General features: G+C 73.7%; 14 protein-coding genes and 1 riboswitch. Of the genes, 4 read left to right on the top strand and 10 right to left on the bottom strand.

All coding sequences use genetic code 11. The annotated features are described in order from the left end of the window. Positions 1-65 precede the first annotated feature (65 nt). From metE to ACZ6K0_RS39595, 3 genes are all read right to left on the bottom strand, one after another. Positions 66-2,384 (bottom strand): 5-methyltetrahydropteroyltriglutamate--homocysteine S-methyltransferase, encoded by a 2,319-nt coding sequence (metE, locus tag ACZ6K0_RS39605; protein ID WP_469234899.1) that lies wholly within the window; start codon positions 2,382-2,384, stop codon positions 66-68. 167 nt (positions 2,385-2,551) lie between these two features. After that, positions 2,552-2,771: riboswitch (cobalamin riboswitch) on the bottom strand. 108 nt (positions 2,772-2,879) lie between these two features. Beyond that, positions 2,880-3,785 (bottom strand): SdiA-regulated/phytase-like domain-containing protein, encoded by a 906-nt coding sequence (locus ACZ6K0_RS39600; RefSeq protein ID WP_469234897.1) that lies wholly within the window; start codon positions 3,783-3,785, stop codon positions 2,880-2,882. A gap of 193 nt (positions 3,786-3,978) precedes the next feature. After that, positions 3,979-4,449 carry an Lrp/AsnC family transcriptional regulator gene (locus tag ACZ6K0_RS39595; protein WP_376408380.1) on the bottom strand — a complete coding sequence of 157 codons (471 nt, stop codon included), beginning with the start codon at positions 4,447-4,449 and terminating at the stop codon, positions 3,979-3,981. 94 nt (positions 4,450-4,543) lie between these two features. Here ACZ6K0_RS39595 and ACZ6K0_RS39590 point away from each other — a divergent pair, with 94 nt between their 5' ends. Next, positions 4,544-5,398, top strand: a complete 855-nt coding sequence (locus ACZ6K0_RS39590) for an LLM class flavin-dependent oxidoreductase (protein ID WP_376408383.1) — start codon at positions 4,544-4,546, stop codon at positions 5,396-5,398. Beyond that, on the top strand, positions 5,395-5,823 hold the full coding sequence (locus ACZ6K0_RS39585) for a nucleoside deaminase (protein WP_469234895.1): 429 nt from the start codon (positions 5,395-5,397) through the stop codon (positions 5,821-5,823). The genes ACZ6K0_RS39590 and ACZ6K0_RS39585 overlap by 4 nt, the downstream gene beginning before the upstream one ends. 50 nt (positions 5,824-5,873) lie before the next feature. Here the strand turns inward: ACZ6K0_RS39585 and ACZ6K0_RS39580 are convergent, their stop codons facing one another. Next, positions 5,874-7,127 (bottom strand): serine hydrolase domain-containing protein, encoded by a 1,254-nt coding sequence (locus tag ACZ6K0_RS39580; RefSeq protein ID WP_376408389.1) that lies wholly within the window; start codon positions 7,125-7,127, stop codon positions 5,874-5,876. Between the two features lie 140 nt (positions 7,128-7,267). Between ACZ6K0_RS39580 and ACZ6K0_RS39575 the strand changes: the two genes are divergently transcribed. After that, positions 7,268-7,966, top strand: a complete 699-nt coding sequence (locus tag ACZ6K0_RS39575; protein ID WP_469234893.1) for a maltokinase N-terminal cap-like domain-containing protein — start codon at positions 7,268-7,270, stop codon at positions 7,964-7,966. Here the strand turns inward: ACZ6K0_RS39575 and ACZ6K0_RS39570 are convergent. The 3 genes from ACZ6K0_RS39570 to ACZ6K0_RS39560 all read right to left on the bottom strand — a co-directional run bounded on the left by ACZ6K0_RS39570 (position 7,963) and on the right by ACZ6K0_RS39560 (position 15,659). Continuing rightward, positions 7,963-9,072 carry a trypsin-like serine peptidase gene (locus ACZ6K0_RS39570; protein WP_376408394.1) on the bottom strand — a complete coding sequence of 370 codons (1,110 nt, stop codon included), beginning with the start codon at positions 9,070-9,072 and terminating at the stop codon, positions 7,963-7,965. The genes ACZ6K0_RS39575 and ACZ6K0_RS39570 overlap by 4 nt on opposite strands. Before the next feature lie 2 nt (positions 9,073-9,074). After that, positions 9,075-14,606 (bottom strand): trypsin-like peptidase domain-containing protein, encoded by a 5,532-nt coding sequence (locus ACZ6K0_RS39565; RefSeq protein WP_469234891.1) that lies wholly within the window; start codon positions 14,604-14,606, stop codon positions 9,075-9,077. 129 nt (positions 14,607-14,735) lie between these two features. Then, complete coding sequence (locus tag ACZ6K0_RS39560; protein ID WP_376408400.1) at positions 14,736-15,659, bottom strand: DNA/RNA non-specific endonuclease; 924 nt, start codon at positions 15,657-15,659, stop codon at positions 14,736-14,738. Between the two features lie 116 nt (positions 15,660-15,775). Here ACZ6K0_RS39560 and ACZ6K0_RS39555 point away from each other — a divergent pair, with 116 nt between their 5' ends. Next, the gene (locus ACZ6K0_RS39555) at positions 15,776-16,582 is read left to right on the top strand and encodes a caspase family protein (protein ID WP_469234889.1); all 807 of its coding nucleotides are present in this window, start codon (positions 15,776-15,778) and stop codon (positions 16,580-16,582) included. On the opposite strand, the gene ACZ6K0_RS39550 is transcribed toward ACZ6K0_RS39555, so the two are convergent. The 3 genes from ACZ6K0_RS39550 to ACZ6K0_RS39540 all read right to left on the bottom strand — a co-directional run bounded on the left by ACZ6K0_RS39550 (position 16,572) and on the right by ACZ6K0_RS39540 (position 23,191). Beyond that, positions 16,572-19,673, bottom strand: coding sequence for a helix-turn-helix transcriptional regulator (locus ACZ6K0_RS39550; RefSeq protein ID WP_469234928.1), 3,102 nt, complete (start codon positions 19,671-19,673; stop codon positions 16,572-16,574). The two genes, ACZ6K0_RS39555 and ACZ6K0_RS39550, sit on opposite strands and share 11 nt — an antisense overlap. Positions 19,674-19,938: 265 nt before the next feature. Continuing rightward, positions 19,939-21,738 carry a S8 family serine peptidase gene (locus tag ACZ6K0_RS39545; RefSeq protein WP_469234888.1) on the bottom strand — a complete coding sequence of 600 codons (1,800 nt, stop codon included), beginning with the start codon at positions 21,736-21,738 and terminating at the stop codon, positions 19,939-19,941. Positions 21,739-22,324: 586 nt separating this feature from the next. Next, positions 22,325-23,191 carry a GNAT family N-acetyltransferase gene (locus ACZ6K0_RS39540; RefSeq protein WP_469234886.1) on the bottom strand — a complete coding sequence of 289 codons (867 nt, stop codon included), beginning with the start codon at positions 23,189-23,191 and terminating at the stop codon, positions 22,325-22,327. Between the last annotated feature and the right edge of the window lie 122 nt (positions 23,192-23,313).

The raw sequence follows: 23,313 nt of genomic DNA, 5'->3' as shown, positions 1-23,313 counted from the left end.
ACGCGGGGTCCCCGTGCTCCCGCCGGGCCGGCGGGAGCACGGGGACCCTCCTCGTCGCGGCGCGGTCAGGGGGTGGTGAGCTCGGTCCGGACGGTGCGGGCCGCCTCGACCAGGTTCTCCAGTGCGGCTCGGGTCTCGGGCCAGCCGCGGGTCTTCAGGCCGCAGTCGGGATTGACCCACAGCCGCTCGGCGGGGATGGCCCTGAGGCCGGTACGGAGCAGCTCGGCGGCTTCGTGGGCACTCGGGACGCGCGGCGAGTGGATGTCGTAGACACCCGGTCCCGCCTCGCGCGGGTAGCCGTGGGCGGCGAGTTCCCGGGCGACCTGCATGTGCGAGCGGGCGGCCTCCAGGCTGATGACGTCGGCGTCGAGGTCGTCGATGGCCTGGACGACGTCGCCGAACTCGGCGTAGCACATGTGGGTGTGGATCTGGGTCTCCGCGCGCACCCCGGCGGTCGTGAGGCGGAACGCCTCCGTCGCCCAGTCCAGGTAGGCACCGTGGTCGGCCGCGCGGAGCGGCAGGGTCTCGCGGAGGGCCGGCTCGTCCACCTGGATGACCGAAGTGCCCGCCGCCTCCAGGTCGTTCACCTCGTCCCGCAGGGCGAGCGCGACCTGGCGGGCGGTGTCGGCGAGCGGCTGGTCGTCACGGACGAAGGACCAGGCGAGCATGGTGACGGGTCCGGTGAGCATGCCCTTGACGGGCTTGGCGGTGAGGGACCGGGCGTACGCCGTCCAGCGGACCGTCATCGGCGCCGGCCGGGAGATGTCGCCGGCGAGGACCGGCGGCCGGACGTAGCGGGTGCCGTAGGACTGGACCCAGCCGTGCCGCGTGGCGAGGTAGCCCGTGAGCTGTTCGGCGAAGTACTGGACCATGTCGTTGCGTTCGGGCTCGCCGTGGACCAGGACGTCGAGGCCGGTCTTCTCCTGGAAGGAGATCACTTCCTGGATCTCGGACCTGATGCGCTCCTCGTACCCGGCGGTGTCGATCCGGCCGGCTCGCAGGTCGGCCCGGGCGGTCCGCAGCTCCGCGGTCTGCGGGAACGAGCCGATGGTCGTACTGGGGAGCAACGGAAGCCGGAGGGTGGCGTGTTGGGCGGCGGCCCGTTCGGCGTACGGCTGGGGGCGCCGGGTGTCGGAGGCGGTGACGGCGGCGGCGCGGGAACGGACGGCCGGGTCGCGGGTGATGGGGGAGCCGGCCCGCGAGGCGAGGTCGGCGCGGTTGGCGGCGAGCTCGGCGGTGATGGCCCCGGTGCCCTGTGACAGGCCCTTCGTCAGGGTCACGACCTCGGCGGTCTTCTGGCGGGCGAAGGCGAGCCAGCGCAGGATCTGCGGATCGATCTCGCGTTCGGCCGCCGCGTCGAGCGGGACGTGCAGCAGGGAGCAGGAGCCCGCCACGTCGACGCGGTCGGCGAGGCCGAGGAGGGTGCCGAGGGTGGTGAGCGACGCCGCGAGGTCGTTGACCCAGATGTTGCGGCCGTTGACCACACCGGCGACGAGCCGCTTGCCCGGCAGGCCGCCGGCGGCGGCGAGCGCGTCGAGGTTGGCGGCCGCCCGCTCCGTGAAGTCGAGCGCGAGCCCCTCGACCGGCGCCTTGGCCAACACCGGGAGGGCGTCGCCGAGTCGGTCGAAGTAGGAGGCGACCAGGAGCTTGGGCCGGTCCGTGAGCCCGCCGAGGTCGCGGTAGGCGCGGGTGGCGGCGTTCAGTTCCGCCGGGGTGCGGTCCTGGACGAGCGCGGGCTCGTCGAGCTGGATCCAGTCCGCGCCCGCCGCCCGCAGGTCGGCGAGGACCTCGGCGTACACCGGGAGCAGCCGGTCGAGGAGGGTGAGCGGATCGAAGTCGGCGGCCACGCCGGGCGCCGGCTTGGCGAGCAGCAGGTAGGTGACGGGGCCGACCAGGACGGGCCGGGCGGCGAGGCCCAGGGCGAGGGCCTCGCGGAGCGCGGTGACCTGCTGGGAGGAGTCGGTGGAGAAGACCGTGCCGGGCCCCAACTCCGGTACAAGATAGTGGTAGTTGGTGTCGAACCACTTGGTCATCTCCAGCGGTGCGACGTCCTGGGTGCCGCGCGCCATGGCGAAGTACCCGTCGAGCGGATCCGCGGCGACTGCCGCCCGGTGGCGCTCGGGGATCGCGCCCACCATGACGGTGGTGTCGAGGACGTGGTCGTAGTACGAGAAGTCGCCGGTGGGGACCTCGGTGATGCCGGCGGCGGCCAGCTGCCGCCAGGTGGTGGCGCGCAGGTCGGCGGCGGTGCTCCGGAGGGCGTCGGCGGTGACGCGGCCCTTCCAGTACCCCTCGACGGCCTTCTTCAGTTCCCGGTCGGGCCCTTGGCGGGGGTAGCCGTACAGGGTGGACTGCGCTGCCGCGGCTGCGGACTTGGTGGTCACGGAGATCTCCTTCGCGAGATGAATCCCTGAGATCCCGGAGACGGGACGCGGACGCGAAGGGGTGACGGAACGGACGGCGTGACCCGGCGCGGTGCGACGCGGTCGTCCTTCTCGCTCTGTACGCCGACCCGCCCACGAGGTCACCGGAATGTCCGCGCGCGGAATCGTCCGCGTGCGGGCAACGGGCAGGTCTTCGGACTCGCGGGCACGTCCTCACGGGGGAGGACTCCTAGTGGCCGTCGCTTCCCAGACCCGTCCCGGGTCCAGTGCTGATGACGGCGGTCGTTCCCGCTCACCGCTGCGGGGCAGTCCCGGATTCCCACCGGGTTCCCTCTTACGACGCATCCCGTCCGGCTGACGGGGCGAACCAGCTGCACCCGCAGCCTAGCCTGGTCGTCCGGTTGTTCGCACGCGACGGGACTCCGGAGCGCCACCGGGCCCCGGAGTCCGTCATGTCGGGTCGTACGTGCGTGTAGGTGTGCGTGCGTGTCGTGGTCAGGCGCCGCAGAAGGACTCGGTACGGACGAAGCCGCCGAGGTTCTCGTCGTCGGTGCCGAGCAGGGTGTCCGCGGACTCGGGCAGGCACTCCACCGCCTCGACCTTGTACTGGGGGTACGTCCCGAGCGCGGTCGGGGAGGCCGTGAGCGTGACCCGTACCCGGCCCGTCGCCGAGATCGTCACCCGGCCGGCGTCGCTCACCGCGGAGTCGAACGGGCCGTCGTCGCCGGCGTCCGCCGCCGACCCCACGACGAGCCGGCCGGCGGCGGTCACCGCGATGTCGGAGATGTGCCGTGTGCCGTCGTCGGCGGGGTGTGCGGCCCGGTAGGTCCGGTTCGTCACCGCCCCGAACAGCGGCTGCCCCCACGCGGCGAACGTCAGCGGCGCCGCGTACAGGGTGGCGGGACGGCCGGGGCCGGCGCCCCGGTCCGCCCACAGGGCGGCGAGCTTTCCGTTCTGGGCGACGATCGCGAAGCTCTCGAAGTCGTCGCCCTCGCCGATCGCCGGCAGCGGCGTGTAGTCGACGACCGTCGCCGTCGAGCCGGCGACCTTCAGGCGGAACAGGACTCCGCGGCTGGTGAGTGCCAGGTACTCGCCCGGCATCCCCGGGACGGCCTCGATGGCCTCCAGGTCGACCGGCTCCGGCCCGTCCCAGGTGAGCGGCGCGACGGTGTCGGAACCCTCCCGATGGGTGATCCGGGACAGCCGCTGTTGCCCGGACCGCTTGTTGTCATGGACGACCAGGACCCGCACGCCGGTGCCGTCGTCGGTACGGCCCTCGTACGCGAGACCGCTGACACCGCTGCGGACGTCGCCACCGACCTTCTGCCACTCTCCGGCGGCCCCGGCGGGGGCGGAGCCCAGCGTCGTCAGCAGCGCGGTCGCCGCGGTGAGCCAGGCCATGCGCTGCAACATCGAAAGTTTCACGGAGTCGCTTGCCTTCTCTGTCCGACAGACGCGAGATCACGCGCCGGACGTCAGGCTATGGATCTTGGTACGGGCGGCCCCAGCGCCCGTTGCTCCGTTCGCCGGAGCGTGCGGTCGGACAAGGGGCGCGTGGGCGGTAGGTGCGCGCCCCCTCAGTCCCCGAGACCTCTCACCGGGCCGGACGGGCGTCCGTACGAGGTTCGCCCGGCCCGCGGAACGGCAGCGTCCGGCTGAGGACCAGGTTCGTGGTCGTGCTCCCGAACTGCGCCAGCGCGTCGACGAGCTCCTCCAGATGGGACATCGACGTGGCCGCCACCTTCAGGACGTAGCAGTCGTCACCCGTGGTCCGCAGGCACTCCAGGTACTCCGGGCGCTCACCGAGCAGCCGGCGCAGCGGCTCGTGCCGGGTCCCCGGGTACTTCAGCCGCACCACCGCGAGCACCGGATAGCCGGTCCGCTCCAGGTCGACCTCCGCCCGGAACCCCGTGATCACCTCGGCGGCCTCCAGGCGCCGCACCCGCTCCTTGGTCGCCGACGCGCTCAGATTCACCCGCCGCGCCAACTCCGTGTACGCGATCCGGCCGTCCTTCTGGACCTCCGTCAGGATCGCCCAGTCCGTCGCGTCGAGAGTCTCGGTCATCCGGCCAGATTACCGGCGGATCCACGGCCGAAGGGCCCCGGAACAGGCGGGAATCCCTTCAGCGGCCCCCGGGCGCCGGACTAGCCTCGTCCTCGTGAAGATCGGAGTCAACATCCTCAATTTCGGGCCCGGGACCGACCCCGGAGTCCTGCGGGAATGGGCCCGGACCGTGGAAGGCCTGGGGTACGACCTCCTCATGGTCTCGGACCACATCGCCATCACCCCCGACGTCGCCGAGCGCTATCCGGCACCCTTCTACGAACCGTTCACCACCCTCTCCTGGCTCGCGGGCCTCACCACCCGGGTCCGGCTCGGTACGACCGTGCTCATCGCGCCCTACCGGCACCCGCTGCTCACCGCCCGCATGGCGGCCAACCTCGACCGGCTCAGCGGGGGCCGGCTCGTCCTCGGGGTGGGGGTGGGGTGGGCGCGCCAGGAGTTCGCCGCCCTCGGGATCCCCTTCGAGCGCCGCGGCCGGCTCACCGACGAGCACGTGCGCGGCGTCCGCGAGGCCTGGGAGAACACCGCGGACTACGGGGACCGGCGGATCCCGGTGTGGGTCGGCGGCAACAGCGATGCGGGGGTACGCCGTGCCGTACGCCTCGGCGACGCGTGGCATCCGCTGCGCTGCACCATGCCGTGGCTGCGCGAGGGCGTCGACCGGCTGAAGGCCGCCGCCGACGAGCAGCGGCTCCCCGTGCCCGCATTCGCCCCCCGGATCGCGCTCGGGATCACGGCGGCACCGGTCACCGCGGCGGACCGGCTCGCGGGGCACGGCACGCTCGACCAGATCCTGGACGACCTCGACCAACTGCGGCTGCTCGGCGCCGAGTCCGTCGTCCTCGACCCGTACGCCGGGGATCCGAGCGAGACGCTCCACCCGGAGAAGGCCTGGGAGGCACTCGCCGCCGTGGCCGCGCACCTCGACCTGAACGGAGCTCCCGCATGATCACGCCCGACGACCACACCCTCCTCCGCCGCGCCATCGCGCTCGCCGCCAAGGCGAAGGAGGGCGGCGACCCGCCCTACGGTTCGCTGCTCGCGGCACCGGACGGGACGGTCCTCGCGGAGGACCACAACACCACCCTCACGGACCGGGACATCACCGCTCACCCGGAGCTGAAGCTGGCGCGGTGGGCCGCGAAGGAGCTGGACGCGGCGACGGCGGCCGAGACCACGATGTACACCAGCTGCGAACCGTGCGGGATGTGCGAGCCCGTCATCCGGCTCGCGGGGCTGCGCCGGGTCGTCTTCGCCCTGTCCGGCGAGCAGCTCCTGGACATCAGGCCGGCGAGCGGGAAGCCGCCCGTACCCCAGGAAGGCCCCGCGCTCCTCGACGAGGTGCGGGCCGTCGTCGAGGGCTACTACCGCTGACCGGCGGGGCGTTGACCGCCCGGGCCGTCAGCCGTTGACCGCCCCGGCCGTCAGCCGGTGTCCGGGCTCGGCGGAGACGCCGGGAGCGGGATGTCGTAGACGTGGTCCGGGGTCACGATGCCGGTGATGGCCTTCCCGAGGCGGGTGCTGGGCGCGATTCCGCCCTTCGTGACGTCGGTGTTGAGGAGGACGACGAGGGTCGCCTGCGCCTCGGGCAGGTAGATCGTCAGCGACTGGTACCCCGGCAGGGAGCCGTTGTGGCCGATCCAGCCCTGGATGTTGAAGATGCCCAGACCGTAACCGTCGCCGCTGGTGGACGACGGGTAGACCTTGAGGCGTTCGGCCTGGGTCTTGGCGGTGAGCAGTGTGCCCGTGGCGACGGTCTTGGCCCAGGAGCGCATGTCCTGGAGGTTCGAGATCATCGCGCCTGCCGCCCAGCCCCAGGAGGGGTTCCAGTCGGCGGCGTTCTCGATCTCGCCCGACGCGGTCTGCTCGGTGTAGCCCTGGGCGTGCGGCTTGGGGAAGGCGGCGTCCGTGGGGAAGGAGGTGTGCCGCAGGCCCGCGGGCTCCACGACGTTCTTCTGGATGTACTCGTGCAGGGGCATGCCCCCGGCCTTCTCCACGACCAGACCGAGCAGGATCGTGTTCGTGTTGGAGTACTGGAACTCCGCGTCCGGCTGGAACTCCACCGGGTGTTTGAACGAGTAGTCCAGCAGCTGCTGCGGGGTGAAGGGGCGGTCGGGGTTCGAGGTCAGAGCCTTGTAGAAGTCCTCGTCCCCCGTGTAGTTGAACAGCCCGCTGCGCATGGCCGCGAGATTGCGAAGGGTGATCTTGTCGCCGTTCGGCACGCCGTCGACGTAGTCGGAGATGGGGTCGTCGAGGCCGATCTTGCCCTCGTCGACCAGTTCGAGCACGGCCGTCACCGTGAACGTCTTGGTCTCGCTGCCGATGCGCATGAAGAGACCGGGGCTCATGGCCGCGCCGGTCTCGGTGTCCGCCTCCCCGAAGGAGCGGAGGTACGTGCCCTTGCCCGGTGCCGACAGGGCGACCGAGACGCCCGGCACGTCCGCCTCCCGCATGACGTCCTGGATGGCCTTGTCCAGCTCGGCGGCGACCGCCGGGGTCAGCTCGGGGAAGTCGGTCTCCGCATCCGCCGATGGCGCGGCGGCGGAGGACGTCACGAACGCGGCGGGGCCCGGAGGCTCGGTGGCGACGGCGGTGCCCGCACCCAGCGGGGCCGCGAAGATCCCGAGCGCCGCGACACCGGCACAGACGCGCCGCCGACGGCTGAATGAGTACCTCACGGCGGGCCTCCTGCCGGCCGGGGACAACACTCCACCTCTCAGGCTAGGTCCGGCGGGCCGGGCTCGCACGGCGACCCGGGAGCCGTCTGTTAGGTTCCGTTGGCCTGTGAGTTCCGCTTGTCGAGAGGAAGAGACGCACGATGGCCGTCATCCACCGCACCACGATGCAGCCCACCAAACTGGAGCTCCTCGCCGCGTGGCTGCCCACCCGTGCCTGGTACGCCGGCCGGGCGGAGGGGCCGAGCCCGGCCAAGGCCGGTGGGTTCCGGCTCGACGACCCGGCCGGCGAGGTGGGCATCGAGTTCATGGTGGTGACCGACGGGCCGGAGGACGGGGCGACGGCCTATCTGGTGCCCCTCACCTACCGCGGGGCTCCGCTGGAAGGCGCCGAGCACGCCCTCGTCGGCACCTCCGAGCACGGCGTCCTCGGCACGCGCTGGATCTACGACGGCACCCACGACCCCGTTCTCGTCGGGCAGTTGCACGCCCTGCTGCGCGGGCAGGCGGTGGCGCAGGCCCAGTCCGTGAACGACACGCCGGATCCGACGGTCTCCGTCTCCCCGGCCGAGCACGCCGGTGCCGCCGACGCGTCCGGTACGGCCGACGCGTCCGACGCGTCCGACGTGGAACTCGTACGGGTCGCGGACCGGTCCGACCACACCGCCGCGGTGCTGCGGACGGCCGGTGCGGCCGGGGAACTGACGCTGCGTGTACGGCGGGTGCTGCGGGCCGCGGGAGAGGGCACCCTCCCGGAGCCGGGTCAGGTCACGGCCCAGTGGTCGCTGCCGGACGGGAGCACCGCTCGTGGTGCGTTCATCGAGGCGGAGGGCTCCCTCTAGACCCAGTTGACCTCCGCCCGGGCGAGCAGGGGGTCGTCGATCAGCTCCCACAGCGGGACCGCGAGGTTCCCGCTGCGGTAGCGGCCGCCGAAGTGCAGGCCGAGGACGCGATGGTCGTCGAGGTCGAACACGGGGGAGCCGCTGTTGCCGCCCAGCGTCGAGCAGTCGTGCTTCATCACCAGGCTGCCGGGGGTGAACTCGGTGGCCGCGCCCGGCTGGAGACGCTTCACGTTGTACACGTCCATGAAGATCCGGCGCATCGACTCGGGTTCGTTGCGCCGGCCGTCCCAGGCCGGGTAGCCGACCACGTACACCGGGCGGCCGGGCACGCTCGCGGGCGCGTCCGCGGCGACCGCGAGCGGGGTGGGCAGCCCGTCGGGCGACGAGGGTTCGATCCGCAGCAGGGCCATGTCGACGTCCGGGTGGATGCCGATGATCTCCGTGATCTCGTACGGGGCCGAGTACGGCGCGGAGGGTGGCGCCGCGACCGGGTCGCCGTCCACGGGGAGTTCCTCCGCCGGGTCCACCCGTGCCGACATCCCGAAGGTGAGCGTCCAGCGGTCGCGGTCCGCTTCGAAACTGCTGAACTCCGCCGCCACATGACGGTTCGTCATGACCGCGTGCGGGCCGACGAGGAAGGCCGTGCCGATCCAGTCCAGGCTGGGGTGGCCGGTGACCTCGACCCGTCCGACCCGGGCCAGGGACTCCTGGATGGCGGCCCGTTGACCGTCGAGCACCGCCCACTCGTCCCGCTGCGGTGCGAAGTCCTGGCGCTGGACCAGGATCGCCGGACGGCCCTGGAGGAGGACGATCGCCTCCACACCGAAGGACTCGTCATCGTCGATCTCGTCCTCGCGGTGGGCCGCCAGCTTCTCCAGGCCGCTGACCCCGGCCTCCAGGACGCGCGCCCGTTCCTCACGGGCGAAGCGGGAGATCTCGACCGCCGGTGCCACGTCGGCGGGCAGTTCGAGCGACGACTCGGCGATCTCCGCCTCCAGATCCGCCCGGACGCGGGCGGCGACCTCCTTCAGGTCCCCGAAGATCTGCTCGGCGCCGGTCGCGACCGGCGACCCGCCCCGCGCCCCGCCGCGTGCTCCGTTCGGCATGGTCACTCACCTCGGCTGCCCGTGCGTCCGGCCACCGGGGCGGCGGGCCGCCCCGACTGACCGGCCACGATCTCGTCGTACAACTCCGGTCGGGACTCCCGCAGATGGGCCATGATGCTGCTCATCTGGGTGCCGACGTTCACGAACTTCGTCTTTCCGCCCTGGAACTCGACCTCGTCCACCTTCTGCGTGCCGCGGTGCAGTCCCACCACCGTCCAGTCGTCGAGGCAGACGGGGGAGCCGGAGGAGCCGCCGCGCGTGTCGGTGAAGTACAGGATGTCCCGCTCGTCCGCCCGGTAGACCAGGTTGTTGCGCAGGGCGATCCGCTTCGGCAGGCCGCCCGGATGCTGGATGATGTTGACCGGTACGCGCTGGCGCTCCCGGACCAGCAGCGGGCGGGTGGCGACCTTGAGCGTCGGCCGCGGCGCCTGGTCGGCGGCGAGCCGCACGATGGCGTAGTCGAGCGCCTCGTCCCAGGCGGCGAGTTCACCGGCGGTCACCTCGGGCGAGGCCGTCGCGTCCTCGACGAAGTCGAAGCGGGAGCGGGACATCAGCGCCTGGAGCCGCAGGTCCTCGTCGCTCACGAACGGCCGGACGCCCGACTCCCACGAACGGGCCATCACCACATGGTGGTTGGTGATCAGCAGTCCGGGTGCCACCATCCAGCCCGTGCCGCCGTGCGGGTACGACGGGAGGAGCGGGGTCCCCGACTCGTACGGCGGGATCCTCAGCAGGGCGACGGAGGCGCCGGCCCGGATGCCGCCGTGGAGGAACTCGTACGGCACGGTGTCGTCCTGGAGGACGATCTCCTCCTTGAACTCCCCGGGCATCATGTCCGCCGGCAGGGCGGCCTCGCCGGTGATCTCCCGGGCCACGGTGTCGAGCGCGCCCTGGAGGACGGCGCGCGGGCCCTGCTCGTGGGTCTGCTCGATCGCGTTGTGCAGCCAGATCTCCAGCGGGACCAGGCCGTCGATGAGGCGCTCGACCTGGTTCATCGCGTTCAGGTCGGCGTGGGCCTGGTGCAGGGGGTCGCTCAGCGGCTGGAGCGTGGCGGTGAAGTGTGCCGGGATGCCCTTGAGCAGGGTGGGGCGCAGCGCGCGGTCGGCGAGTCCGGCCTCCATCGCGGCGTTGCGGACCCGGACGAGCTCCTCCTGGGCCAGGAACGGCTCCTTGCGGAGCGCGGCCCCCGCGGCGTCGGGAGGCGGCTGCGTCCACAGGCCGACGCTGCCGCGACGGGGGCGCGCGGCCATGAGGGGAGTCGCCCAGGAGCCCGTCGCGGAGTCGGGGAGGGAGCGGCCGGGAGGAAGCGGGCCGGGGGGCGGGTCGAGGGAGGAGGCGCTGTCGGGCGGGGGCGGGACGAGAGTCGTGGGGCCGGTTGGACTCGGGTCGTTCGGCGTCGGGTCGTACGGGGTCGGCTCGTGTGGGAGGGGCTCGTAGCCGCCCGGGTCGCGGGGGACCTGGCCGTACGGGGCCGGGGCCGGGCCCGCGTCCATGGCGGAGGCGACGCCGTGGAGCAGGTCCCCGCTGTCGTCGCGGAGCGTGAGCGCCTGCCGGGCCACGCTGTCCAGCGTGCCGCGCCGCCGGGCCTCCCGCAGGGCCAGCTCGATCCGTTCGCGGCCCATCCGGAGGCGGCCCGTCCCCGGCCCCGTCTCCGTCCCCGTCCCCGGCCCCGCGCGCGGGGGCTCGCCCGACGCCGTGTCCAGGATGCGGGCCAGCGGCTCGCGCAGCCGGGGCTCGTCGGTCATCGTCGTGTCGATCCAGTGGGCGAGCTCGCCCACGACCGCGTCCTCGTCCGCCGGGAGCCCCACGAGCCGCAGCGTGTGCTCCAGGAGCTGGGGATCCGCCCGGCAGGCCGTCGCGGCCGCCGTACGGGCGAGGGACGGCTGCCGGGCCAGCTCCGCGTCGGGCATCCCCCGCAGCGTCCGGGCGAGCCGCGCCTCCGCCGGGGCGGCGTCGCCGTCCGCCAGGGCCGCGAGCCGGGACCGCGCGACCAGGACGCCCAGGGACTCGTACCGCAGACCGAGCCCGGCGGCGATCTCCTCGGCCTCCTGGAGGTCGCGGTCCGCGTCGGCGAAGTCGCCCGCGTCCTGCGCGAGCCGGGCCGACAGCTGGAGCAGTTCGAGCTGGGTCTCCGCGCAGCCCGCCTCCGCCGCCCGGTCGACGGCCCGCTCGGCGCCGTCGCGGGCCTCCTCGCTCCGCCCCGAGCGGGCGAGGGTCTCCGCGAGCAGCGCGTGGAGCCTGCTGCACGGCGTCCACGGCCGCCGCTCGGACAGCCGCTGCGCCGCGGCCTCCACGTATCCCTGGGTGAGCAGGTCCTCGACCTCGCGCGCGGCGATCCGCTCCCAGTCCTCCTGATCGGCCCCGGTCATGACCTGGTCGGGGACGTGCCCGCCGATGAGGCCGAGGAGGAAGGCCGCCGACCGGTCCGGCATCTCGCGGTGGGTCGTCCCGCCCAGGAAGGCGGAGACGCCTCGCTCCCAACGCCCTTCCACCGTGCGGGGGTTATCGCCGAGCCGGAGCAGGTGGTAGATCTCCTCGGCGCGGTTCCTCGGCCCTTCGCGGGCCGAGTAGTACGCGACGGCGCTCTGGTCGACGGCCCGCATCAGGTCGGTGCGCGCGCGGTCCGACAGGCGCAGCATGATGGCCCGCAGGTCGGTCCGGTGCCGGATGGCCTCCGGGCCGGCCGACTCCATCAGGTCGACCCGGGACGTGAGCAGCCCGTAGAGGCGGCGGGCCTCCGCCGGGGTGTCGACCCGCAGCCCCGCCGGTCCGGCCAGGACGTGCCGCACGAGGTCGGGGGTGATGAGGCGGAGCGCGAGGCCCGCCTGGACCAGGGCCCGGACGTCGTCCTCCGCGATGTGCTTGAGGATGCGGTCGTACAGCGTGCCCTGGATGAGCATCTGGTCGACCTGGCGGTCGAAGTAGCGCCGCCGGTGCGGGAGTCCGCGCAGCAGCTCGCCGAGGGACGCGGAGTCGCCGCCCAGGGCGACCGCCGTACGCGCGGCCAGCTTGAGGCTCAGCGGGTGGCCGCCGATCCGGTCGACGAGGCTGTCGGCGACCGTCTCGTCGTCCACTCCTGACGACATCAGCAGCTCGACGGAGGCCTGCTGGTCCAGCTCGGTGAGCTCCATCGTCCGGGGGGTGAGGACGCGCGCCGGATGGTCGACGGGCGCGCGCCCGGCGACGACGAAGCGCAGGCGCGAGTACGCGGCGCGCAGCGCCGTCCAGATCGCCCACATGCGGGCGATCACCGGCGAACCCCGGTACTGGGCCTCCTCGAAGGAGTCCACGACGATGAGGAGCGGCGGGGCGGTCCCGCCCGGCGGGGGCCGGACGGCCTCGGCGACGAGGGCCGCGATCCGGCGGGCGAGCTCCTGCTCGTGGGCGCTGGCCCGGGCGTGGAAGTCCGCCGAGTAGTCGCGGCCGATCGTCGCCCGTGTCGTGGAGAGCTGGTGGAGCTCTTCGAGTTCGTTGCGTTCGCCGCGCTGGACCGCCGCCGTCTGCTCGCACTCGTCCGCGAGGGCGTCGAAGGCGGTGCGGTGTCCGGGGTGCTGGATGCCGAGCTGGCGTGCCATCTCCGCGATCACGGTGGCGGGTTCGTGGATGGAGAGCGTCGGCCGCTCGAAGTCGAGGTAGGCGAAGGGGAATCGGGTGGGGGCGGCCTTCAGTGCGTCGACGAGGAACCGGGCGAGCAGCATGCTCTTGCCGATGCCGCCCACGCCGTGGATGAGGACGGGGGGCTCGGCCGGCTCCTCGGGGAGTGCGAGATAGGTGTGCAGGGAGTCGAGTTCGGCGGTGCGGCCGTGGAAGGTCCCCTGGAGGAGGCGGTGCATGGGCTGGAGCAGCCGGGCCTCCTCCAGGCGCTGCTGGACGTCGTCGACGGCGGGCAGTCCGGTGACGCCGGGGACCCGGCGGAGCCAGAGCACGGCCTGGAGGGTGTCGCAGAGCGCGTCGGCGTCCGCCCCGCCGGGGAGGGCGTCGACGCCGTCGAGGGGGCCCGCGCCCAGGAGCAGGGCGAGGGCGGTGCGTTCCGGGCCGGGGCCGTCGGGGCGCTGGCCGATGTTGGTGCGCAGGGCCCGCAGGGCGGCGGCGGGTCCCGCGAGGCCCGCCAGGGCCGTCTCGCGGATCTCGGGCTTCAACGACCAGACCGTGGCCTCGGGGGAGGGCAGGGCCGCGCAGTCGTCGACGAGCTCCAGGACCGCCCGCCCGGTGGGGAACTCCTCGTCGGGGAGGCGCAGCAGCGCGGGGTCGAACTCCTGGAGGAGACAGGCCGCTTCGCGGTACGACGTGCGCAGGTCGGGCAGGGCCGGCGTGGGGGCGGCGAGGCTCGTGCGCAGGGCGTCGCGCAGCAGATGGCCGGCGTCCCCGGGCGGGGGAGGCTGCGGAGGGAACGCCCGGTGGAGCCGTACGACGTCCTCCACCGCCGTGCACACCCGGCGCATGTAACTGTCCTCGGTCCCGGGCCGGTCGGCGGCGCGCAGGACCTCGGCGACGGACGTCTCGACGAGGTCGCGCACGGCTCCCTCCTTCGCCGTTCCCCCCTCGCCCTCTCCGTCCTCATCGGCGTAGAACTCCCGGAAGAAGGCCCGGAGATCGTCCTCGTCGAGCAGCCGTGTGGTGTCGCGGCACTCGTTCTTGCGGATCTCGTACGGGAGTTGGCGCATCGTCGTCGAGTAGCCGAGGAGGACGAGGCGGGGCGCGGTCTCCTGCCGTACCGGGGTGTGTTCGTAGACCGCCCGGGCGAGGACGCCGATGCAGTCCCACACGTCGGAGTTCGGGTCGAGCCGGTCGCAGTCGTCGAGGACGATCCAGAAGCTGTCCGAGGCGGCGGTCGCCCGACCCACGATCCGGTGCGCGGCGTCCTCGAAGGCCGGCAGTGGATCGTTCAACCGTGTCGGGTCCACGACCAGGTCGTCGGCGTCGGCTCCGGGACCCGCGACGAAGGCGGCGAGGCGCTGCATGAGCCGCGCCGCCGTCGAGGTGCGGGACAGGGTGACCCGTACCGGCCGGAAGCCGCAGTGCTGGCCGAGATGGCGGATGAGCTCGTACGTGTAGGAGCGGCCGCTGTCCGGCGGGCCGTCGACGACCAGGACCGTCTGCTCCGGGTCGGCGAGGAAGCCCCGGAGCTTCTCCCGCAGCTCGGACCGGCCGAGGAACGCCTCCGTGCCGTGCTTCAGGAGCAGGCTGTCGAAGGGGTCCTGCGGGGAGCGGTCGAGCCGCTCGTCGTCCCGGAGCCGGGTGAGGAGGTTCCGGGCCTCCGCGCCCTGCTCGAAGGAGTGCGGATCGTCGATGGAGGCCAGGGCGTCGAGCCCGGCGAGGACCGTGAGCAGCCGGCGCTGGTGGGCGATGTCCCGGCGGGCCGCCCCGACCACCAGCAGGGCGTTTCGGTCGGGATCCGGGGTGAGCGGCAGGTCCTGGACGAGATCGGCGGGCAGTCCCGCGCGAAGGAGGTTCTCCCGCGGTTCGGGTGTGTCCAGGAGATGAGCCCGTACCCAACTGGCGACGAGCCCCCACTCCGTCTCGGTGAGCGGCATGCGACACCTGTCCGGCGAACTGGCTGGTCCTCCTCATCGTTTCACCGGGCCGTACCCGTCGCAATCGCTGGTCGGCGTGGCGGGCCGACGGGCCGACGGTGCGGTGGGCCGGCGGTGCGGCGGCACGGCTCAGGGGTGCAGCACGATGTCCCCGTACGACTCAAGGCGCCGCCAGCGCTCCTCGGGCCCGCGCGCCGGCGGCAGCACGTCCACGTCCGGCAGCGGCCCGAACTCCAGCTCGGTGATCTCCGCGACGTCCGAGACGGGCACCTGGTACGTACGGAAGGGGCCCAGCGGCGGCGGCGCGCCCGCCGTCGCCCCCGCGAGCGCCCGCTCGGCGTCCCGGCTCAGGTCGGGGCTCTGGTCGAGGACGTACGCGGCGGCGGCGAGCGCCCCGTCCTGCACGAACGCCGCCACCTTCCAGAAACGCAGCGGCACCTGGATCCCCCGGTACGGCGGATCGGAGTCCTGGAGCACGGGCCCGGTGAGAACGGTCAGCTTCCGGTCGAACTCGGCGGCATGGTCGAGGAGGTAGTTCTCCAGGCCCTGCCAGAGCTGTTTGCCCTGGTTGAAGACGTCGGCCTGCGGCGCGGCGTTGGTGAAGTGGAAGGTGTCGGTATTGGCCCGGGCCGCCACGGCCGCCGTGCCCCAGACCGGGTCGAGGCGGCGGACGAGATGGCCGCGGTCGAGACTGTTGTTCCGGTAGACCTCGTCGCCGGCCTGCTGCTCCCTGGGCAGCCGCGGGTCGAACTCCCAGACGTCGTCCCTGGGTACGTCCTCCTGGAGCTCGCGCCCGTCGATGCACACGGCGGTCGAGGCGGCGAGCCGCCGGTCCGGCCGGAAGACGACCGTGAAGTGCGTGTACGGCAGGACCACCGTCGCGACCGCGGCCCGGACCGGGAACGGCAGCGGGACGACGGGACCGAGGAAGGCCTCGTCGTAGCCCGTACGGTCGGCGAGCGCCTCGCGACGGGCGCCGGGGGCGGGACCGGGACCGGGCGCGGGACCGGGGGCGGGGGCCGCCGAGGCGGGCGGGGGATCGGAAGGGTTCATACGATGTAAGTACCGCGTGGAGAGGGTCGCGCTCGGCGCCGGACCGCAGGCCACTCGATCAGCCGCCCCCGGAAGCCGCCCCGGCATCCCCTCCCCTCCGTACGAGGAGGCACCCCATGGCCACCGGACTCTCCCTGCACGTCGGACTCAACGAGGTCGACCCAGGCCGCTACGAGGGCTGGTCGGGCACCCTGAACGCCTGCGAGAACGACGCCCACGACATGGCACGGATCGCCCGCACCGCGGGCTTCGAGTCCACCGTCCTGCTCACCCCGGACGGCACCGTCGCCAACGTCACCTCCGTCCTCGGCGAGGCCGCCGGCCGGCTCGGCGCCGGCGACATCCTGCTCTTCACCTACTCGGGCCACGGCGGACAGGTCCCCGACGAGACGGGGACGGACGCCGAGCCGGACGCCCTCGACGAGACCCTGGTCCTCTACGACCGCCAGTTCCTCGACGACGAGGTGCAGCGGGCCTTCCGCGCCTTCGCCGACGACGTACGGATCGTCGCCCTCCTCGACTGCTGCCACAGCGGCAGCAGCATCGAGATCCCCGGCGGCGCGGACGACGACCGGGGCCGCTACCTGCCCGAACCGCGGCAGCGGCAGCTGTACGAACGCGACCGGGTCTTCCTGGACGAGCTGCGCCGCTCGCTCGCCGGGGACGCGGCCGCCGACGGGACGGCCCCCGACGCCCTGCTCGTCTCGGCCTGCCAGGACAACCAGACCGCAGCCGACGGCGACGTCAACGGAGCCTTCACCGAGGCGCTGCTCAAGGTGTGGGACGGGGGTGCCTTCCAGGGCGGCTACCGAGAGTTCCACCGGGCGATCCAGCGCAGACTGCCCCCGAGCCAGAGCCCGAACCTCTACCTGACCGGCTCGCCGGGCCCGGACTTCCTGAACCAGCGGCCGTTCACGGTCTGAGCGCCGTCGCCAGCTGGGCGCGCGAGCGGACGTCGAGCTTCTGGTAGATCCGGGTCAGCCGGGCCTCGACGGTCTTCACGCTCAGATACAGCTTGGCCGCCGCCTCCTGGTTGCTGGCCCCCTGGCCCACCAGCCGGGCGAGCCGCAGCTCCGCCTCCGTGAGCACGGAGAGCGCGGGCGACGCCTCCTCCCCGCCCGAGCCGCCGCCGGGGCTCTCGCCCACCGCGCCCGCCGGGGGCTCGCCCGCCAGGGCCAGCCACGGCGCCGCTCCGGCCCGCTCGAACACCGAGGCGGCCTCGTGCAGGGCGCTCTGCGCCGCCGACCTGCGCCGCCTGCGGCGCTCCACCCGGGCCAGCGCGATCAGCGCCCGGCCCCGCTCCAGCGGCAGCCCGGCGCGACCGAAGCGCTCGGCCGTCCCCGTGAGGAGCTCGGCCGCCGCGTCCGTACGCCCCTCCGCCGCCAGGCAGAGGGCGTGCACCCGGTCGCAGCCGAGCAGCACGGTGCCGCGTCCCAACCGCTCCGCCACCGGCCGTACCTCCGCGAGGAGCGCGAGGGCCTCGTCGCCGGCGTCGTTGGCGAGCAGCGCCTCGGCCAGCTCCTCGTGCCAGCGCAGCATCGACGGATCCACGGTCGACTGGGCCCGCTCGTCGGCCTGGACGCGCCGCAGCGTCTCCAGGGCGGCGGCCACGTCCCCGTTGACGAGCTGGACCCGGCCGAGCGCGTACCGGCTGCGGGAGAGGAAGACCCGGTCGCCCTCCTCCTCCGAGGCCTGGACGCTGCGGCGGGCGTAGCTCGCGGCCCGCGCGAAGCTGCCGCCCGCGGTCTCCGCGAGCGCCAGCGCGTACCAGGCGGGACCGGGGGAGAGGCCCGCCTCCAGGGTGAGCGCGAGCGACTGCCCGGCGTGCGCGAGGGCCGCCTGGCACGGACCGATCCGGGACGCGATCTCGGCGAGGGTGCTGAGGAGTTCGATGGCGTCCTCCACCGAGCCGCGCCGCTGCACCAGCGGGAGAAGGGCGCCCAGTTCGTCACGGGCATCCGTCAACCGGCCGTCGAAGAGTGCGTGTCGGATCGTCAGGATCTGTGCGGCGTTGCGGATGCCGAGCGGGCGCTCGGCCAGCTCCAGGGCGCGGGCCTGGGCGAGGACCGTCTCCGCGTCCGGTGAACCGAGAGCCCGCTCCATCCGCGCCTGCACGGTCAGCGCCTGCGCCGCCGTGCGCGGATCACCCGTCGAGGCGGCCAGCGCGGCGGATTCTGCGGCGGCCTTCCGCGAGCGCTCCGGATCGCCGTCGGCGAGCACGTACTTGACGGCCAGGCGGAGCTGCACGGCGGCCCGCAGGGCGGTGTCCCCCTCCGAGTCCTCCATGGCGTGCACGTACATCTCGTCGAGCCCCGTCAGGCCCTGGCCCGCCGTGTCGAGGACGGCGAGGCGCGCCCTGACCCGGTCGGCCGGCGCCGCGTCCCGGGCGAGGAGGTCGGTGGCGGCCCGGATCGCGAGGTCGGCGCGGGCCGCGCGGGCGGCCTCCTCGGCTGCGTCGACGAGCCGGGCGATCCGCCGCTTCCCGTGCCGGCCGGGCGTCGACTCGGCGGCGAGCAGGGCCAGTTCGGCGGCGAGCGCGCTGTTCCCGCGCCCCCGGGCCAGATCGGCGGCGGCCGCGACCTCGGCGGCGAGCTCCTCGTCGGGGCTGTCGGTCGCGAGCGCCCGGTGGCGTACGGCCTCCACCGGGTCGTCGACGACCTCGGCGAGCGCCGCGTGCCCGGCGCTCCGCTCCGCCCAGCAGGCGTCGTGCACCAGGGTCGAGGGCAGCAGCCCGGCGGTGAACGTCACCGAGCCGTCCTCCGCGAGCGACACCAGATCGGCCCGCTCCGCCGCCGCCAGGTCCGCCTCCGCGGTGGGCCGGCCGGCCCGGCGCACCAGGGTCGCCGAGGGGCGCAGCGCCAGCGCGGCGAGCAGCAGCGTCTCGCGTACGGGAAGGGGCGCGGCGCCCAGGAGCTGGCGGGCCAGGTCGCGGGCGCGCCCGGAGAGCGTGAGCGCCTCCGCGTGGTGCACCGGGGTGCGGGCGTCGGCGAGCGAACGGCCCACGGCGAGCGCGAGCCGCGGATTGCCGCCGCTGGCCCGGTGGATGCGGCCGGCCATCCGGGAGGGCAGCCGGTGGTGGATGAGGAGTTCGGCGATCTCGTCGGCGTGCAGCGGGGGGACGAGCAGCACGTCCGCCTCCGACGGCACCCAGAGGTGGGTGGCGTGCGGGTCCTCGGGGCGGAAGGCCGCCCGATGGCTCTCGCCGTACGGCTCCTTGGCCTCGGCGTACGGTTCCGGCGTCTCGACGGCCACCACCCGCAGCGCGGGGGGCGCCAGATGGAGCGCGAAGCGCAGCAGGTCCGCGCTGTCCGCGTCGACGTGCTGCACCCCGTCGACGACGAGCAGGACGGGGCCGCGGCAGGCGAGGGCGCGCAGGATCCGGGCGATGCCGAGGCGCAGGGCGATCGGGTCCCAGCCGCCCGCGTCGATCGGCGCCTCGCGGCAGAGCATGGCGACGGCGGTGCGCTGGGGGCCGGGCAGTTCGTCGAAGACCCCGGAGGCGAGCACACCCGGCGCGAACTGTCCGGCGGACGACGGCCCGGCGGCGGACGGAGGTCCGGTGCCGGACGAAGGTCTGGTGCCGGACGAAGGCCGAGCGGCGGACGAGGGTCCGGCCGCGGACGGGGTCCTGGTGGCGGACGGCGAAGGACCGGCGGGCGATGCCCCGGCGGGAGACGACGGCGGCCCGGCGGCGTACGGCGGCGCGCCGGGGTGCGGGTCGGCGGCGGACGGATCCGGTACGGGTGTGCCGAGCCCCGGCCAGGTCACCGTCGCCGCCACGGAGGCGACGAGCGCGGCGGCCGCGGCCCCGGGTATCTCCCGGTCGGACGGCAGGGTCGCGAGCCACAGGACGGTCTCGCCGCGCGCCTCCGCACGGGCGGCCTCGGCGAGCGCGAGCTCGGTCTTGCCGACGCCGGCGGGTCCGGTGAGCAGGGCGCGGCCCCGTGCGTGCAGGACGCGTTCGAGGCGGGCGAGGAGTTCCTCCCGGCCGACCGGCGCCGGTGGGCCCCCCACGCCGGCGGGGCGCAGGGGACGGTGCGGTGCTGTCGTCACTGTCCACCACCTCCGGCGCTCGGGCCCCCGGCCCATGAGCCCCGTGGGCAGAGAATACGGAGCCCACACGTGGAGTCCAGGCCCCGTGTCCGGCATACGGACGGGGCCGCCCCTGCGGGTTCCGCCCGAACACGCCAGAACGCGCCCGTGGTGTAGACCACGAGCGCGTCGCTGACCAGCAATGATGCTGATGTGGGGGGTGGTTCAGAAGGGATTCAGCGGTCTATCAGAAGGTGAGGTTCCACGAGTCGATGTAGCCGGTGTCACCCGTGGCCACATCGCGGACCTGAAGCTTCCAGGTGCCGTTCGCGACCTCGCTCGACGCGTCGACCGTGTAGGTCGCCACGACGTTGTCGGCGCTGTCCGAGGAGGAGGACGCCTTCAGGTTGCGCACGGTGCCGTCGGGGGCGACCAGGTCGACGACCAGGTCCCCGCGCCAGGTGTGCTTGATGTCCACGCCGACCTTGAGGGCGGCGGGGGCGTTGCCGGTGCGGCCGGTGACGGCGATCGAGGACGACACGGTGGCGTTGTCGGCGATCGTGACGTCCGTCGCGTTCGTGAAGACGGTGCCGACCGGCGGGGTGGTGGTGACGGCGTCGACCGTCTTCGCGGAGTCGGCGATGCCGGTTCCGCAGCCGCCGGTGCAGGCGCCGGCCGCGAGCGGACGGGCGTTGGCCTTGATCGCGGTCTCGATCTCGGCCGGGGTGAGGGTGCTCTTGGCCGACTTGAGCAGCGCGGCGAGGCCGGCGATGTGCGGCGCGGCCATCGACGTGCCCTGGTAGGGCTTGTACGTCTCGGCGGACTGGGTCGTCGCACCCGAGTTCAGCGTGGAGTAGATCGCGTTCTCGGGGGTGGTGACGGTGCCGGGCGTGTCGGTGGCGTTGCGGGTCTCGCCGCCGGGCGCGGCCACGTCCACGATGGCGCCGTAGTTGGAGTAGTACGACCGGTTGGCCGCGCGGTTGGTCGACGCCACGGTGATGACGTTCGAGCAGTTCGCGGGAGTGAAGCCGGAGGCGTTGGCGTTGCTGTTGCCCGCGGCGACGACGACGGTGGTGCCGCGCGAGACGGCGCCGTTGATGGCGGTCTGGTAGACGCTCGGGCAGGTGGCGCTGGCGCCGCCCAGGCTCATGTTGATGACCTTGGCCGGGTTGGCGTTGACCGGGATGCCCGGCACGGTGCCGCCGGACGCCCAGGTGATGGCGTCGGCGATGTCGGAGGACGAGCCGCCGCACTTGCCGAGCACCCGCACGGGCTGGATCTTCGCGTTGTACGCGATGCCCGCGATGCCCTTGGTGTTGTTCGTGACGGCGCCGATGGTGCCGGCCACGTGGGTGCCGTGCCAGGAGGAGTTGGACGCCGTGGAGCCGGTGCCGCACTCGCCGGCGGTGGCGTTCCAGTCGCCCTCGTCCTTCGGGTCCGCGTCGCGGCCGTTGCCGTCGCGGGCGTCGGCGGACGTGGAGATGAAGTCGTAACCCGAGACGATGTTGGTCGCCAGGTCCGAGTGGGCGGCGTAGCCGGTGTCGATGACGGCGACGGTGACGCCGGAGCCCGTCGTCTTGTCCCAGGCCGCAGGAACGTTCATGCCGCCGGTGGGCTCGAAGAGGTCCCACTGCTTGGCGTAGTCGGTGTCGTTCGGCGCGGCCGCCATCGCGTAGGCGCGGATGTCGGGCTCGACCGAGGCGACGGACGGGTCGGCGCGGAACGCGTCCATGACCTCCGTCAGGTCCTGCTTGCTGGCGCTGTCGCCCAGGTCGACCAGGGCGCCACCGCCAGCGAGGCGGCGCTCGAAGGAGAGCTTCTCGCCCGTCTTCGCGGCCTTCTCGGCCGTGTCGCTCTTCGCGGCGGTGTTGGAACCGGCCTCGGCGGCCTGGCTCTTGTAGGTGACGATGACCTTCTCGACCGGGGCGCTCGGCAGCGCCCGCATCGTCTGCGAAGCCGGAGCCGGCTTCGGGGTGGCAGCGCCCGGGGCGGCGGCGAACGCCCCGGTGGTGGCAGCGGCGCCGAGGATCGCGGCGCTCGCGACCACGGATATGACTCTCCGCCTGGAACCGTTCAAGGTGTGGCCCTTTCGAGTACGACGTAACTGCGGAGCAGTGGCGGCGGCGCGGGACACACGGGGCGAAGTGGGGTCGCTGTCCGCCGGTCCCTGGGCTTGGGGAGCCCGTGCGCCGCCACCGGCGCGACGGCCCGGGTCAAGGCCGTCCCCGGCAGGCACCACCCTCCGCATGCACCTGTCAGGTGCAGCTCGGGGCATGTTATCTGCCGGTGCGGAGGACAATAGGGAACGGGGGAGTGAACCCGATACGGGGAAAACCCTTGTCACCCCTCATAGGGCGGCGGGGGTCCGGGGGAGGTGTGCCGGGGGCCGGCCGGGGAAGACGCGCGACGGGGCGACGTTTCGGCTGGTGGGGGCGGTGCGGGGACGGCGCGGGGGTGTTGCGGTGACAGCGCGAGGGCGTTGCGGTGACAGCGGAGGTAGGGCGTCCGTCTCTGGAGTGGATGTGGAGGCGGGGTGGAGAGGGTGCGGAGCCGCCGGGGAGGCCGTGCGCTGCGGCGGGCCGAAGTCCGAGGGGTGAGGACTTCGGTGGCGCGCGGCCGGACTCCGGCAGCGGTCAGCCGAGTTCGAGCGTCGTGACGCCGAAGACCCGCTCCCGCGCCACCGGCCGGACCGGCCCCGTGTACATCCGGGCCGTCTCGAACGTCGGCTCAAGACCCCGCTCCAGCGCCAGGCGGGCCGCCGCCGGATTCGCCTCCGGCATGTCGACGGCGATCCGCGTCGCGCCGAAGTCCCGTGCCTCGGCGGCGAGTGCGTCGAGCAGGACCGCCGCGTCCGCCGGGGTGTCGGCGAACAGCGGTCCGATACGCGCCTCGTCCCGCGCGGGGCGGACGACCCCGTACCCGGCGGTTCGGCCGTCGACGACCCGGACCAGCGCGCGGTGGCCGGGCGTGGTGAGCCACCTGGCGAGGAAACGCGGCCGGTCGGCGTGGTGGCAGGTGCTGTCGTACGCGACGACGGCCGCCGGGTCGAGCAGCCCGCCGGGCAGCACTCCGGCCACCGGACGGTCGGGCGCCGGGACCTCGCCCACGAAGCGCGCCGTGCGGTACGCCGTGCTGAAGCCGGAGCGCCGGTAGTTGTCCTGCTGCGCCGGCACCCCGTCGAGCCCGACGGACCGGTCACCGGCGTGGGCGAGCGCGGCGCGCCAGGTGGCCAGGCCGTGGCCGAGCCCGCGGAGTTCGGGGCGGACGAGGTAGAAGCCGAGGAAGGCGTACGTCTCGCTGTAGTTGACGACCGAGATGGCGGAGACCGGCTCCCCGTCGACGCGGCCGAGGAAGAAGCCGCCCGGATCCTGCGCGAAGAAGGCGGGGACGTCGGAGAGCCCGGGATTCCACCCCTCCTCGGCGGCCCACGAGCACACGAGCGCCCAGTCCCCGGGCGTGGCGGGGGCGACGGACAGAGAACCGGAGGAGGCGGGGGCCATGGGGTTCCTTCAACAGCCGGAGCCGGGCGTGGTCGGACGTCGGACGGGGCGGAGCGCGCCGAGCATAGTGCCGCCGAACACCTCGCCCACCCCACGCCGATCGATTCCGGCCGCGAGCCCTC

Source organism: Streptomyces sp. NPDC042346 (assembly GCF_055581845.1).
Note: the sequence above shows the minus strand (reverse complement) of the source record. Positions and strands in the feature narration are given on the sequence as shown.